Origin of the sequence: Nocardia sp. XZ_19_231 (assembly GCF_015355705.1) — a bacterium.
In the GTDB taxonomy this organism is placed as follows: Bacteria; Actinomycetota; Actinomycetes; order Mycobacteriales; family Mycobacteriaceae; genus Nocardia; species Nocardia salmonicida.
The window spans coordinates 299,060-313,762 of sequence record NZ_JACUZI010000001.1; the positions used below are offsets into that span (position 1 = coordinate 299,060).

Below are 14,703 nucleotides of genomic sequence, written 5' to 3' on the forward strand. Positions count from 1 at the left end.
GTCGCCCGCACCAGAAGAGAATGATGAAGGAGCACAACCCGATGCACATCTCCACCGTTCGCGCTGCCCTCGCGACCGCCGCCGTGGCCGCCGCTATCACCGCGGGCGCAGGCTCGGCCACCGCCGCAGGCCTGCAGCTCGAGCCCTACGACGAGCAGGCCGCCCCGGTGGCCACCACCCAGGTCGGCGAGGAATGGACCTCCACCGGCACCTCCACCATCTCTTCCGGCGTGAACGCGAAGGTGACCTGCCTGCTGCAGAACACCTTCAGCGCCCTCGGCGCTGCCTGCTGAGTTATCGGCGGCTGGCGCCGCGGGGTTTTCGGCCCTGAGGGCCTCGCATCCGAAGGGCGATACTGCGCCTTCGGCGTTCCGTCTCGCCCTTCGGATGCGAGGCGGCCGAAAACCCGTGGTGGCTGAGTCCCGGCGTGGCGTTGGTCGCGCCGGGGTTGGTCAGTTCAGTCGCGGGAGTTGGTGAGTTCTAAGTAAGTCCCACGTAGTTCGGCTTGCGCTTGCCGACGAAGGCATCGACGCCTTCGCGGCCGGTGTCGCTGTTCGCGGCGGCTGAAATGCTGTCGCGTTCGGCGTCCAGCTGCTGGTCCAATGTTGCCGTCGGTGACTGGGCCAGCAGCTTTTTCATGGCCGTGTAGGTGGGGCGGGGGCCGGTGACGAAGGTCTGCGCTACGCGGAACGCTTCGGCGCGGATGTCCTCGTCCGCGACCGTGCGGCTCAGGACGCCGAGGCGCACGGCCTCTTCGGCGTCGAGTACGGCGTCGGTGAGCAGGATCTCGGTTGCCCGGCTCCGGCCGACGATGCGGGGGAGCGACCAGGACATGCCGCCGTCGGGGGACAGGCCGATGCCGGGGTACGCGGGGCGCAGTTTCGTCGAGGGGCCACCGATCGCGATGTCGGCGGCGCAGACCAGGCTCATGCCCGCGCCCGCCGCCCAGCCCTGCACGGCGGCGATCACGGGGACGGGGGCGTCCGCGAGCGCGCGGACGAAATCGTGGAGTTGGTCGGCCAGCTCGTGCAGGTAGGCGCCGCGGTCATCGGACGCGGCGAAATTGCGGACATTGCCGCCCGCGCAGAAGTTCGCGCCGGCGCCGGTGAGCAGCACGGCGCCGACCGACGGGTCGAGTGCGCGCAGGGCGGCGGTGCCCGCGTTGATCAGGTCGAAATCCATCGAGGTGCCTGCGGCGGCGGTGGCGATGGTCAGCTGCAGGACGCCGTCGATGACCTCGGCGGCAAGGACCGGTTCGGTGGTACTCATGGGCGTCACCTTAATCGGGCCCGCACGCGCGGCGTTCCGCAGCCTTTGCGCACGGCCGGAGGTACGCCCCCGGTGCGACGGCGGCAGCGTTTGTCAGTCGCGGCGCCACAATTGTTCGGGCAGCAGGGTGAACGGATCGGTTCGGCGGGTGCCGGTGTCGGTGAAGCCGTGCCTGCGGTAGAAGGCGTGGGCGCGCGGATAGTCGGCGAAGACCCACAGGGTGCACGGTGATCCGGGGGCGGCGGCTTCGATCAGAGCGTCGGCGATACCGGTGCCGTGCCAGGCGCTGCGCACGTAGAGCGCTTCGAGTTCGGCCTCGGCCGACACCGACCGTCCCGGCTGTAGACCGGGTACGGACGACTTCGTCCCGGAGGCGAAGCCGATCAGCCGGTCGCCGACCAGCGCTACCGGCAATTGGTGGATGCCGTCGGCGCGACGACGTTCCCAGGTGAGCGCGGAGCGTTCGAGGTCGAAGCCGTCGAGGATGTGAGCGGGGACGAGCGTTCCGTAGGCTTCGCGCCAGCTGGCGATGTGGCAGGCGGCGAGTTCGGTGACTCTGCTCGCCGTCAGCGGCGCGATTCGCCAGTCAGCCACGGCGAGCCCGTTCGACGCTCGGCCGTTGTACGACAAAGCCCCGGGTCACCCGCGAGGGGTGCCGGGGCACTGTCGGCAGAATGTACGGGCTGAAAATCAGCCGCGGGCGACCTTGCCCGCCTTCAGGCAGGAGGTGCACACGTTCATCCGGCGGGTGTTGCCAGGGGCAACCTGCGCACGCACGGTCTGGATGTTCGGGTTCCAGCGACGGTTGGTGCGCCGGTGCGAGTGCGAGACCGACTTCCCGAAACCGGGGCCCTTGGCGCAGACGTCGCAAACGGCAGCCATGTCGCGAGCTCCTTCATGTCATAAGCGGACAGCGGCGCACGTATGCCCGCTGAACCGGAAACTGATGTCGTCAAATGCCTTGCCGACTGATGTCGGCCAGCGCAGACCCACGTGGGCCGCACGAGGCAACCCTGCAAGACTAGCGGGCCGGGCCTCGAACTTCCAAACCGGGGTATCCCGGTCGACATGCCGAGCGTAGCCCGGATGAGGGCCCTTCCGAGGTCAGCATAGCGCTGTCGGTCGCTGGCGCTAACCTGGCGTGCGTGCATCGGCGCGCGAGCACGCAGAACGGGGAGAGCGAGGTGGCGGTGTCGCACGTGCGGGAGTCTCTCGACGGCCCCGATCTGCTGGTCTGGGCTCGCGGTTGCCGCACCGACTTGGAACTACGCCGCGCCGAGATCGACGCGCTCAACGTGTTCCCCATCGCCGACGCCGACACCGGTACCAATCTGCTCGCCACCATGCGAGCGGCCGTCGCGACGGCCGATCAGATCACCGACGACACGCCTTCCGCTCATCTGATCGCGCAGGCGTTGGCCCGCGGCGCGACGACGGGCGCGCGGGGAAACTCGGGGATCATCCTGTCCCAGGTCCTGCGTGGCATCGCCGAGGCGGTCACCGCCGGTCCGCTGACCGGTGAACGCCTGCAGGTGGCACTGCGGCGCTCGGCGGTGCTGGTCCGCACGGGGCTGAGTGCCCCGGTCGAGGGGACGATCCTGACCGTGCTCGACCGCGCCGCTGTCGCCGCGGCCGAGTCGGCCGATCAGTCCCTCGTGACCGTGGCCCGCTGCGCCGCCGACGGCGCCGCGCGCGCGTTGAGCGAGACGCCGGCCCAGCTGGGTGTGCTTCGCGCGGCCGGGGTGGTCGACGCCGGGGCGCGGGGACTGCTGGTGTTGCTGGACTGTCTCGTGGCCGAAGTCTGCGGTGAACCGGCCGAGCGGGTCAGGTACACGCGGGGCGAACGACCCGACCACGGGCCGCATCGACGACCGGTCGACGGACACGACGAGAGCGACCCCGGTGAGATCGGTCACGACGACGAAGCGGACAGCCGACGCGCGATGGCGGACGGTCACGAGCGCCGGACCGCCGACGCCCGCGTCGACAACGATCACCGGGATCAGGACGCCGATCCGCACTTCGAGGTCATGTACGTGATCTCCGGCACCGACGACACGGCCGCGAGCGGGCTGCGGGACCGGCTCGCGGTGCTCGGTGACTCCGTGGTGGTGGTCGGCGACGGTGCGACCACCTGGTCGGCCCATGTGCACTGCCGCGACGCGGGGGCTGCCATCGAGGCGGGCCTCGCGGTGGGCACCGTGACGGGCATCCGGATCGAGAGTTTCGCGGTGACCGCGCCCCACAGCGGCAACCACGGGCACGGCGCCGACGCGCTCGGCCTCACCCACCACGCGCACGTCGACACCGTGACGATCGAGTCGCGCACGCACCACGACGGCGACCGGCCACCCGGACTCGCGGACCGAGACGTCGCCGCCACCGACGCGGACCGCGGCGTGCTGGCGGTGGTGGGCGGTGCCGCCGCCGCGCGCCTGTTCGAGGACGCGGGCGCGGTGGTGTTGCGGGGGGATCGGCAGCTCGACACGAGCACCCTGCTGCGGGCGATCCGCGGTATGCCCAATCGTGAGGTGCTGGTCCTGCCCAACGGGGCCTTGCCCGCGCAGGAACTCGTCGCGGTCGGTGCGGCCGCGCGTGACGGGTCGCGTGATGTGTTGTTGCTGCCGAGTGCGTCGATGGTGCAGGGCCTCGCGGCGCTGGCCGTGCACGATCGGGGGCGGATCGCGGTCGACGACGCGTTCGCGATGTCGGAGGCGGCGGCGACCACACGGTGGGGTGCGCTGCGCGCGGCACGGGTGCGGGCGCTGACGATGGTCGGAATGTGTTCTCCGGGCGACGGATTGGGTCTGGTCGGCCACGATGTGGTGGTGATCGACCCCGATGTGGTCGGCGCGGGAAGCCTCCTGCTTGACCGAATGCTCGGTCTCGGTGGGGAATTGGTGACATTGCTGATGGGCGCCGACGCGGGACCCGAGTTGGCGCAGGTGCTCGCCGATCATGTGAGAGCCGGTTTCCCCGGTGTCGAGGTGGTCGTGTATTCCGGTGGACAGCAGGCGGATCTGGTGCAGATAGGGGTCGAGTAGATGGCGACGTTGAGTGACCGGCTCGACCACGTGCTCGGCGTCAAGGCGGCCGACCGGCTGACCGAGGCGTTCGACATGACCACCGTCGAGGATCTGTTGCGCCACTATCCGGTGCGCTACGCGACTCAGGGCCAGCCCCTCACCGAGGAGGAACCCGAAGAGGGCGCGCACATCACCGTCATCGGCCGCATCGCGAAAACCGAACTGCGCCCGATGAAGAACCGCCGTGGCTCGCTGCTGAAGGTGCAGCTCGACACCGGCGCCCAGCGCCCGCTCGAGGCCACCTTCTTCAATGGCGACAAGGTGCGCTATCTGGTGAAAGAGGGTGTGCGGGCGATGATGTCGGGCACCGTGCACTGGTGGCGCCCCGACCGCTGGAACCTCTCGCACCCCGACTACCTGATCCTGCCCGACAAGCCGGAAGCCGGCGTGGAGGAACTCACGTCCGTGCGTGGCAGCGGTGCGCTGCGCGGCCTCGCGCAGAGCGCGAAAGGCGCGGGGGGAGTGGATGCCTCGTTCTTCGAACGCGAATTCGTTCCCGTGTATCCGGCGACCGCCAAGGTCCAGAGCTGGGACCTGTTAGCCTGCATCCGCCAGGTGCTCGACCAGCTCGACCCCATCGAGGACCCGCTGCCCGCCGACCTGCGCGAAGAACGCCAACTCCTCCCGCTGTCGGAAGCATTGCGCCTGATCCACCTACCTGAGCACAAGTTGGACATCGAGAAGGCAAGGGACCGGCTCCGTTTCGACGAGGCGCTCGCACTCCAGCTCGTGCTGGCCGAGCGCCGTCACGAGGTGGAGGGCCGCACGGCCCCGGCTTGTCCGCCGTCGACCGAGGGAATCGCCGCCGCCTTCGACGAACGTTTGCCCTTCGAGCTCACCGAAGGGCAGCAGCAGGTGCTCGCGGAGATCTCGCAAGACCTGTCGCGTACCCGCCCCATGCACCGGCTACTGCAGGGCGAGGTGGGCTCGGGCAAGACGATCGTGGCGCTGAACGCCATGCTGCAGGTGGTGGACTCGGGCCGCCAGTGCGCGCTGCTCGCGCCGACCGAAGTCCTCGCCGCGCAGCACTATCGGTCGCTGCGCGCCATGCTCGGTGACCTCGGCAACGCGGGCGAACTCGGTGCCGCCGAGAACTCGACCAAGGTCGTCCTGCTCACCGGATCGATGTCGACGGCCGCGAAGAAGGCGGCGCTGCTGGACGCGATGACCGGTGAGGCGGGCATCGTCATCGGCACCCACGCGCTCATCCAGGACGCGGTCGCGTTCTACGACCTCGGTCTCGTGGTGGTCGACGAACAGCACCGCTTCGGCGTCGAGCAGCGAGATGCGTTGCGTGCCAAGGCGAAAGACGGCATCAGCCCCCATCTGCTGGTGATGACAGCGACGCCGATCCCGCGCACCATCGCGATGACCACCCTCGGCGACCTCGAAACCTCCACTCTCACCCAGCTTCCCAAGGGTCGCTCGCCGATCGTGTCGAAAGTCGTTCCGCGCAAACTGCATCCGGGTTGGGTGGATCGCGCCTGGGAACGCATCGTCGAGGAGGTCGGCCAGGGCCGACAGGCCTATGTCGTGTGCTCGCGCATCGGTGAGGACCCGGACGCGCCACCGGCCAAGGGCAAGAAGGCGGAGAAGGAAGGCCCCACCACCGCGGCCGCTGTCGAGATGTACGAGACGCTGGGCGCCGGTCCGCTCGCCGGTGTGCGCGTGGGCCTGTTGCACGGGAGGCTGCCCTCCGACGAAAAAGACGACGTGATGCGTCAATTCAACGACGGCGCGATCGACGTCCTGGTCTGCACCACCGTCGTCGAGGTCGGTGTCGACGTGCCGAACGCGACCGTGATGGTGATCGTCGACGCCGACCGCTTCGGCGTGAGTCAGCTGCACCAGTTGCGCGGTCGCATCGGCCGGGGCAAGCATCCCGGCCTGTGCCTGCTGGTCACCGATGCCGCGCCCGGCGGCACGGCGATGGCGCGGCTCGAGGCGGTGGCGGCGACCACCGACGGCTTCGAACTCTCGGTGCTCGATCTGCGCCAGCGTCGCGAAGGTGATGTCCTCGGTTCGGCGCAGTCCGGGACCGCCCGGTCGCTGCGCCTGCTCTCGCTGCTCGACGACCTCGAGGTGATCACCGCCGCACAGGAACTCGCTCGCCAGGTCGTCGCCGAGGACCCCGGTCTGGTGAACCATCCGGGCTTGGCGGGCATGATGTCCGCCGCCGTCGACGGCGAACGCATCGAATACCTCGCCAAGTCCTAGACGAGGTCAGCGAGGTACGCGCGGGTACGGCAGGTCGGTGCTGGTGTGTTCGGTCACGGCCAGCGGACGCCCGATCTGCGGGAACGCGCGCTGTGGGCACGCGGGCCGCTCACATACCTTGCACCCGGCCCCGATCGGCACCGCCACCTGGGGATCGTCCAACTGCAGCCCCTGCGAATACACCAGCCGGTCGGCGTATTCGATATCGCAGCCGAGCCCTATGACGAAGTTCTTCGACGCCGCCCCGAACCCCTGCGCGGCGGCGGGGGTGGTGCGCGCGATCCACAGATACCGGCGCCCGTCGGGCATCTCCGAGACCTGGGTGAGGATGCGGCCGGGGTGCGCGAAGGCCTCGTGGGTGACCCACAGCGGGCAACTGCCGCCCACGCGGGAGAAGTGGAACGCGGTGGCGGACTGCCGTTTCGAGATATTGCCCGCCCGATCGGTGCGCACCAGGAAGAACGGCACACCGCGCTGACCCTGCCGCTGCAGGGTGCTGAGCCGATGGCAGACCGTTTCGAAACCGACCTCGAAACGCAGCGCGAGCAGGTCTACGTCGTAGCGCAGTTCCTCGGCCGAGCGCAGGAACCGCCCGTAGGGCAGGATCAACGCCCCGGCGAAGTAGTTGGCCAGCCCGACCCTGGCCAGCGTGCGGGATTCGCCGGTGAGCGCCCGGGATTCGGCGAGCACGTTGTCGATCTCGCGGCCGTAGAGCAGCAGACCGAGAGTGGTCGCGATCTGGAAGGCACGCTGCCCCGGGCGCAGTCGCCTGGCGAGCGTGAGGGTGCGCGTGTCGGGGTCGTAGTGGCGTTTCGGGATGGCGGGGTCGGCGCCGTCCCCGCGCACCAGCACCGTGACGCCCGCGCGTTCCTCGGCGATCCTGGCCAGCTGACGATCCAGCGAGCCGATGCTGAGCCCGGATTCCTCGAACAGCTGCTCGGCGGCGTGGTCGAGGGTCGAGATGTGGTTGCGATGGTCGTAGAAGAAGTCGCGCACGTCCTCGTACGGCATGGGTGTGCCCGGCGCGCCCGCGGGCGTGTCGACGCGCGAGGACAGCAGGTCGAGTTGGTCGGTGGCCGCGCGCAGCCGCCGGTGCATCGCGATCACGATGCGCGCCACCTCGGGCAGCCTGGTCGCCAGTTCCTCGACCTCGGTGATCGGCGCGGTATCGCCGCCGCCCGCGGCTTCGACCAGTACCTCGTGCAGGTCCGAGACCAGCCGCGCATCGGAGTCGGCGGCGAAGAACTGCACGTCGAGGTCGAAGGTCGAGTTGAGTTTCAGCAGAACGGGAATGGTCAGCGGACGCTGATCACGCTCCAGCTGATTGAGATAGCTGGGTGAGAGGTCCAGCGATTTCGCGAGCGCTGCCTGAGTCATCCGCCGTTCTTCGCGCAGCCTTCGTAGCCTGGCCCCCGCGTACATCTTCCGCACGCCGCAGATCCTAACGCGAGCTGTTCGCAATGTTTGCTGAAAGTGGCGAATGCCTCGGGAGAAGTCCAGTCCTGCAAGGGATTTTACCTGTGACTACCCGTGCGTAACATGCGAAGGGGTAGACGGGGGCATGGAAAATCTCGCTCGCGACGACGGAATCATCGCCTGCGACGACGGGTCGGTCCCACGTGTTCGCCGGGAGAAAATCACCATAGCGCTTCGGTATCACCGATTTGAGGCCGATCGAGAATCTTCGCAATAGTTGCTGATCTGTCGTCCATCGCACACAAAAATACGCTTGTTCAGCCCATATCCAGTGGTTGCTCCGATGCGTAGCGTGCGAACTATGGCTGGGATCGACCGGCTGGAATCGGAGGATCAGTGAAAACCCATATCGTGCGCAGCGTCGGGGCCGCCGAGGACTTCCCGCGGTCGCAGCATCTAGCCACGCTGATCGCGGAGGTGGCTGCCGATCCGGTGGCGGTGTCCGGCGAGGTCACCGAGATGATCGTGAACCGAATCATCGACAATGCCGCGGTGGCCGCGGCGTCAATGCTGCGCGGTCCGGTCCGTACCGCCCGCGCGCAGGCCTCGGCGCATCCGCTGTCCGCCGCCTCGTCACGCCCCGGCGCCACCGTGTTCGGACTGCCCGGCGCGCAACGTGTTTCGCCCGAGTGGGCGGCATGGGCGAACGGGGTGGCGGTGCGCGAGCTCGACTTCCATGACACTTTTCTCGCGGCGGAGTACTCACATCCGGGCGACAACATCGCGCCGATTCTGGCCGTCGCCCAGCACGCGGGGCGCAGTGGCGCGGAGCTGATCCGCGGTCTCGCCACCGGCTACGAGATCCAGATCGACCTGGTTCGCGCCATCTGCCTGCACGAACACAAAATCGACCACGTCGCTCACCTCGGCCCTTCGGCCGCCGCCGGCATCGGTACGGTGCTCGGGCTCGACCCCGAAACCATCTACCACGCCGTCGGGCAGGCGCTGCACACCACGACCGCGACCCGGCAGTCACGCAAGGGTGAGATCTCCAGCTGGAAGGCGTACGCGCCCGCGTTCGCCGGGAAGATGGCTGTGGAGGCGGTCGACCGGGCGATGCGCGGTGAAGGTGCGCCCGCGCCCATCTGGGAGGGCGCCGACGGAGTGATCGCGTGGCTGCTCGGCGGCACGGACGCCGAATATCAGGTGCCGCTGCCGAGTCCTGGCGAGGCCAAGCGCGCCATTCTGGACAGCTACACCAAGGAGCACTCGGCCGAATACCAGAGCCAGGCCCCGATCGATCTCGCGCGTCGACTGCGCGACCGGATCACCGATACCGCCCGTATCGCCTCGATCGTGCTGCACACCAGCCATCACACGCACTCTGTGATCGGCACCGGATCCGGTGACCCGCAGAAGTTCGATCCGCACGCCAGCCGCGAGACCCTCGACCACTCGCTGCCCTACATCTTCGCGGTCGCCTTGCAGGACGGCACCTGGCACCACGAGCGCTCCTACGCGCCCGAGCGTGCCCAGCGGTCCGACACCGTGGCGTTGTGGCGCAAGATCGCCACGGTCGAGGATCCCGAGTGGACCCGCCGCTATCACGCGACCGATCCGGCCGAGAAGGCCTTCGGCGCCCGCGCGGTGGTGACCCTCGACGACGGCGAGGTGATCGTCGACGAATTGGCGGTCGCCGACGCGCATCCGCTGGGCGCGCGGCCGTTCGCGCGCGAGCAGTACGTCGAGAAGTTCCGCGTTCTCGCCGAGGGTGTGGTCACGCGCGCCGAACAGGACCGCTTCCTCGATGCCGCCCTGCGCACACCAAACTCGGCGCGGGTGCGCTCGATCAGCTGAGCTTCGCGGTCGACCCCGCGCTGTTCGACCGGCTGCCCGCCGCGCGGGAAGGGCTGTTCTGATGACTGTTTCGGGACTGCTCGCCGCGCACACCACCGCCGCGCAGAAGCGCGCGACCTTTCGTGCCTGGCTGGCTTCCGGTCGGCTGCAACAACTGCCCGGAGCGGTGAACCCGCTGGTGGCCAAGCTGATCCAGGAGATCGGGTTCGAGGGCGTCTATGTATCGGGCGCGGTGATCTCGGCCGAGCTCGCCCTGCCCGATATCGGCCTGACCACGCTCACCGAGGTCGTCGAACGTGGCCGCCAGATCGCGCGTGCCACCGATCTGCCCGTGCTCATCGACGCCGACACCGGTTTCGGTGAACCGATGAACGCGGCCCGCACGGTGACCCTGCTCGAAGACGCCGGCCTGGCCGGATGTCATCTCGAGGACCAGGTCAACCCGAAACGATGCGGACACCTCGACGGCAAGGCCGTCGTCGACACCGCCGAGATGGTGCGCCGCATCCGCGCCGCCGTGGCGGTGCGCCGCGATCCGGACTTCGTGATCTGCGCCCGCACCGACGCGCGCGCGATCGAGGGTCTCGACGCGGCGATCGAGCGGAGCAAGGCCTATGCCGACGCGGGCGCGGATCTGATCTTCACCGAGGCCCTGGCCGAGGAAGCCGAGTTCGCGAAGTTCCGGGCCGCCGTGGATATCCCGCTGCTCGCGAACATGACCGAATTCGGCAAGACCCCGCTGCTGAGCGCGCGGACACTGACCGATCTCGGCTACAACGCGGTGATCTACCCGGTCACCACGCTGCGACTGGCGATGGGCGCGATCGAAGACGGCCTGCGCGAAATAGCTACGGCCGGAACACAATCAGCGCTGCTTGACCGCATGCAGCACCGGTCGCGGCTCTATGAACTGCTCGGCTACCGGCACTACAACGAATTCGACTCCGGCATCTTCGATTTCACGGTGGGTGAGTGAGCATGACCAGTGGACACGCAACGCAATCCGTCATCGCCAAGGGCCTGGCCGGGGTGGTGGTCGACACGACGAGCATCTCCAAGGTGGTCGCCGAGACCAACTCGCTGACCTACCGCGGCTACCCGGTGCAGGACCTGGCCGCGCGGTGCGGTTTCGAGGAGGTCGCCTACCTGCTGTGGTACGGCGAACTCCCCGACGACGGTCAGCTGCAACTGCTCTGCCAGCGAGAACGCGCCCAGCGCCGGATCGACCGGTCGGTGCTCGCGCTGCTGGAGAAGATGCCCGACACCTGCCATCCGATGGACGCGGTGCGCACGGTCGTGAGCTACCTGGGCACCGAGGACGCCGCCTCGGAAAGCGAGAGCGAGCGCGAAAGGCTGGACGCCGCACTGCGATTGACCGCCCTGCTGCCGACGGTGATCGCGACGGCGATGCGCAGGCGGCGCGGGCTCGACCCGATCGCACCGCACTCCCAGCTCGGCTTCGCCGAGAACTTCCTGTACATGTGCTTCGGCGCGGTTCCGGAACCGCGGATCGTGCGCGCGTTCGAGATCTCCCTGATCCTCTACGCCGAGCACGGGTTCAACGCCTCGACCTTCGCCGCGCGCGTGGTGACCTCCACCGGCTCGGATATGTACAGCGCGATCACCGCGGCGATCGGCGCGCTGAAGGGTCGCCTGCACGGCGGCGCCAACGAGGCGGTGATGCACACGATGCTGGAGATCGCTGATCCCGCGCTCGCGAAGGTCTGGGTCGCCGAAACACTCACTGCCAAGCGCAAAGTGATGGGCTTCGGGCATCGCGTGTATCGCAACGGCGACTCCAGGGTGCCGACCATGAAGGCCGCCCTCGACGAAGTCGCGGCGGTGACCGGTGGACAGCACTGGGTTCGGATGTACGACGAACTCGCCGCCGCGATGGACGACACGACCGGCATCGCGCCGAATCTCGACTTCCCCGCGGGTCCGGCCTACTACCTGATGGGCTTCGATATCGAGATGTTCACGCCCATCTTCGTGATGAGCCGGATCACCGGCTGGACCGCGCATATCGCCGAGCAGTCGGCCGCCAACGCGCTGATCCGGCCGCTGTCGGAGTATCGCGGCGTGGCGCAGCGCCCGGTTCCGGTCGCCCGGGCGAGCTGAGTCGCCCGACCACACTGCCCCGGACGGAGATCTTTCGTCCGGGGCAGTGGTCTATGGACTGATCCGGTCGGTCAGCGCAGTGCCGCGGCGGCCGTCACCAGATTCCGCAGCGACGCTTCGACCTCCACCGGTCCGCGAGTCTTCAGTCCGCAGTCCGGGTTCACCCAGAGACGCTCGGCCGGAACCGCTTTCAACGCCGCGGCCAGCGAGGCCGTGATCTCCTCGACCGACGGCACCCGCGGCGAGTGGATGTCGTAGACGCCCGGCCCGACACCGAGCGCGAAACCGGCCGCGTTCAGATCGTCGAGGACCTCCATGTGCGAGCGCGCCGCCTCGATCGAGGTGACATCGGCGTCGAGGCCCGCGATCGCCGAGATGACCTCGCCGAACTCCGAATAGCACAGGTGGGTGTGCACCTGGGTGGTGTCGGCGACCCCGGCGGTGGCCAGGCGGAACGAATCCACCGACCACTGCAGATACGCGGGCTGTTCGGCGGCACGCAGCGGCAGCAGCTCGCGCAGGGCGGGCTCGTCGACCTGGATGATCCGCGTGCCCTGGGCTTCCAGGTCGACGGTCTCGTCCCGGATAGCGAGCGCGACCTGGCGGGCCGACTCACCCAGCGGCTGGTCGTCGCGGACGAACGACCAGGCCAGGATGGTCACCGGGCCGGTGAGCATGCCCTTCACCGGCTTGCTGGTCAACGACTGGGCGTACCCGATCCAGGACAGCGTCATCGCCTCGGGCCGGGTCACGTCGCCGAACAGGATCGGCGGGCGCACGCAGCGAGTGCCGTAGGACTGCACCCAGCCCGCGTCGGTGACGGCGAAACCGTCGAGCAGTTCGGCGAAGTACTGGACCATGTCGTTGCGTTCGGGTTCGCCGTGCACCAGCACGTCGAGACCGAGCTTTTCCTGCAGGGTGATCACGTCGGCGATCTCGGCCCGCATCCGCTGGACGTACTCGGCCTGGTCGATCTCGCCCTTGCGCAGCGCGGCGCGGGCCAGCCGGATGGCGGAGGTCTGCGGGTAGGAGCCGATGGTGGTGGTCGGCAGTACCGGCAGGTCGAGGTGATCGCGCTGCAGGGCGCGACGCTCGTCGGCGGGGGAGCGGGTGAGGTCGTTCTCGTCGAGCGCGGCCAAATGGGCCCTGACCTGCTCGTTGTGCAGCCGCGGGTCGGTCCGGCGTGAGTCGGCGGCGGCGCGGGCCGTGGCCAGTTCGTCGGCGACGGTGTCGACACCCGCGGTGAGCGCGGTGGACAGGACGCGCACCTCGTCGACCTTCTCGGCGCCGAAAGCCAGCCACGAGCGCAGCCGCTCGTCCAGTCCGGTCTCGGGGGCCAGCGAATACGGCACGTGCAGCAGCGAGCACGAACTCGACACCGCAAAGGCGTCGGCGCTGCCGAGCAGCGTGCCCAGGGTGCCGAGGACGGCATCGAGGTCGGCGCGCCAGATATTGCGGCCGTCGACCACGCCCGCCACCAGCAGCTTGCGAGCCAGGGCGGGCAGCGCCGCGACCGTCGAGAGATCGGCGCCCGCGGTGATCGAGAGCGACACCCTCGATCTCGGTCTCGGCCAGCCCCGCCAGGGCGGCGTCGGGATGCCCGAAATAGGTGGCGACCAGGATCGCGGGCCGGTTCTGCGCGGCCGACAGCGCGCTGTAGGTCTGGCCGACCAGGGCGATCTCCGCCTCGGTCAGGTCGGTGACCAGCACCGGCTCATCGATCTGTACCCACTGCGCGCCCGCATCCGCCAGCTGGGCCAGCAGGTCGAGGTACAGCGGCACCAACTCGGGCAGACGCTCGAGCGCGGCACCGCCGGCGGCCTTGGCCAGCTTCAGGAAGGTGATCGGACCGATCACCACCGGACGTGCGGCGACGCCGAGCTCGATCGCCTCGTCGAGTTCGGTCAGCAACTTGCCGGGATGCAGTGAAAAGGTGGTGGTCGCATCGATTTCGGGCACCAGGTAGTGGTAGTTGGTGTCGAACCACTTGGTCATCTCGAGCGGAGCGACCGTGTCGGTGCCGCGCGCGGCCGCGAAATAGCGGTCGAGCGGATCGGCGATTCCGGCGACGCGCGGCGGCAGTGCGCCGAGCAATTCGGCGGTGTCGAGCATCTGGTCGTAGTAGGAGAAGGTGCCCACCGGCACCGAATCGAGTCCCGCCGCGGCCAGTTCGGTGAGCTGGGCTCGACGGAGCTGACGGCCGACCGCGTGCAGGTGGGCAGCATCGGCGCGGCCCGCCCAGTAGGACTCGGTGGCGCGCTTGAGTTCCCGGTTCGGGCCCACTCGCGGTAGGCCGAGAACCGTTGCGGTGAAAGGGGTGTGCGAAACAGTCACGGAGATTCTCCAGTGTCGTGCAGGGAGAGCTGTCGCCTTTTCGCGGGGCACACGCCACAGGGCCGGACACGGTCGCGAAAGGTACGACAGGTCGGCATCGGTGGTCCGCGCGCCCGATCCACGAGGCGGTGGCCGCCGGATACGGCGTATCCGGCACAGTCGGCAGGTCTTCGGACTCGCGGGCACCGGTCGTGTGATCGACCGACCTACTGGCCGTCGCTTCCCAGGCATGATGCCCAGTGCTGATGACGGCGGTCGTTCCTGCTCACCGCTGCGGGACAGTCCCGGATTCTCACCGGGTTCCCTCTCACCCGGTGCGGAACATGATCCGCACCCGGGTTTCGACGCCTACGCGGGAGGTCGGGGCTCCGACTCTTCCACCGCGCGGGCGAACCAGCTGCGC

General features: G+C 68.8%; 9 protein-coding genes, 2 pseudogenes and 1 riboswitch. Of the genes and pseudogenes, 6 read left to right on the forward strand and 5 right to left on the reverse strand.

What is annotated here, in order from left to right; all coding sequences use genetic code 11:
• The first annotated feature begins 41 nt into the window (after positions 1 to 41).
• Positions 42 to 293, forward strand: a complete 252-nt coding sequence (locus tag IBJ82_RS01270; protein ID WP_062986963.1) for a hypothetical protein — start codon at positions 42 to 44, stop codon at positions 291 to 293.
• A 187-nt stretch (positions 294 to 480) separates the two neighbouring features.
• Here IBJ82_RS01270 and IBJ82_RS01275 read toward each other — a convergent pair whose 3' ends face one another.
• The 3 genes from IBJ82_RS01275 to rpmB all read right to left on the reverse strand — a co-directional run bounded on the left by IBJ82_RS01275 (position 481) and on the right by rpmB (position 2,151).
• Entirely contained in the window at positions 481 to 1,269 is a 789-nt protein-coding gene (locus tag IBJ82_RS01275) for an enoyl-CoA hydratase/isomerase family protein (protein ID WP_194824124.1), read from the reverse strand.
• A gap of 93 nt (positions 1,270 to 1,362) precedes the next feature.
• Positions 1,363 to 1,863 carry a GNAT family N-acetyltransferase gene (locus tag IBJ82_RS01280; RefSeq protein WP_194824125.1) on the reverse strand — a complete coding sequence of 167 codons (501 nt, stop codon included), beginning with the start codon at positions 1,861 to 1,863 and terminating at the stop codon, positions 1,363 to 1,365.
• Positions 1,864 to 1,959: 96 nt separating this feature from the next.
• The gene (rpmB, locus tag IBJ82_RS01285) at positions 1,960 to 2,151 is read right to left on the reverse strand and encodes a 50S ribosomal protein L28 (protein ID WP_039799620.1); all 192 of its coding nucleotides are present in this window, start codon (positions 2,149 to 2,151) and stop codon (positions 1,960 to 1,962) included.
• A gap of 308 nt (positions 2,152 to 2,459) precedes the next feature.
• Here rpmB and IBJ82_RS01290 point away from each other — a divergent pair, with 308 nt between their 5' ends.
• Positions 2,460 to 4,313, forward strand: a complete 1,854-nt coding sequence (locus IBJ82_RS01290; protein ID WP_370585195.1) for a DAK2 domain-containing protein — start codon at positions 2,460 to 2,462, stop codon at positions 4,311 to 4,313.
• Positions 4,314 to 6,572, forward strand: coding sequence for an ATP-dependent DNA helicase RecG (gene recG / locus IBJ82_RS01295; RefSeq protein ID WP_194824126.1), 2,259 nt, complete (start codon positions 4,314 to 4,316; stop codon positions 6,570 to 6,572).
• Positions 6,573 to 6,578: 6 nt separating this feature from the next.
• On the opposite strand, the gene IBJ82_RS01300 is transcribed toward recG, so the two are convergent.
• Positions 6,579 to 8,003, reverse strand: coding sequence for a short-chain fatty acyl-CoA regulator family protein (locus IBJ82_RS01300; protein ID WP_174562667.1), 1,425 nt, complete (start codon positions 8,001 to 8,003; stop codon positions 6,579 to 6,581).
• A gap of 381 nt (positions 8,004 to 8,384) precedes the next feature.
• Here IBJ82_RS01300 and IBJ82_RS01305 point away from each other — a divergent pair.
• The 3 genes and pseudogenes from IBJ82_RS01305 (at position 8,385) to IBJ82_RS01315 (ending at position 11,966) form a co-directional block, all read left to right on the forward strand.
• Positions 8,385 to 9,907, forward strand: a pseudogene (locus IBJ82_RS01305) (MmgE/PrpD family protein).
• Positions 9,907 to 10,821, forward strand: coding sequence for a methylisocitrate lyase (gene prpB / locus IBJ82_RS01310; RefSeq protein WP_194824127.1), 915 nt, complete (start codon positions 9,907 to 9,909; stop codon positions 10,819 to 10,821). Before IBJ82_RS01305 ends, prpB begins: the two are co-directional and overlap by 1 nt.
• A 2-nt stretch (positions 10,822 to 10,823) precedes the next feature.
• A complete protein-coding gene (locus tag IBJ82_RS01315) occupies positions 10,824 to 11,966 on the forward strand; it encodes a bifunctional 2-methylcitrate synthase/citrate synthase (protein ID WP_194824128.1) in 1,143 nt (380 codons plus the stop codon).
• Between the two features lie 71 nt (positions 11,967 to 12,037).
• Here IBJ82_RS01315 and metE read toward each other — a convergent pair.
• Positions 12,038 to 14,306 (reverse strand): annotated as a pseudogene (metE, locus tag IBJ82_RS01320) (5-methyltetrahydropteroyltriglutamate--homocysteine S-methyltransferase).
• Positions 14,307 to 14,443: 137 nt separating this feature from the next.
• Positions 14,444 to 14,641: riboswitch (cobalamin riboswitch) on the reverse strand.
• Between the last annotated feature and the right edge of the window lie 62 nt (positions 14,642 to 14,703).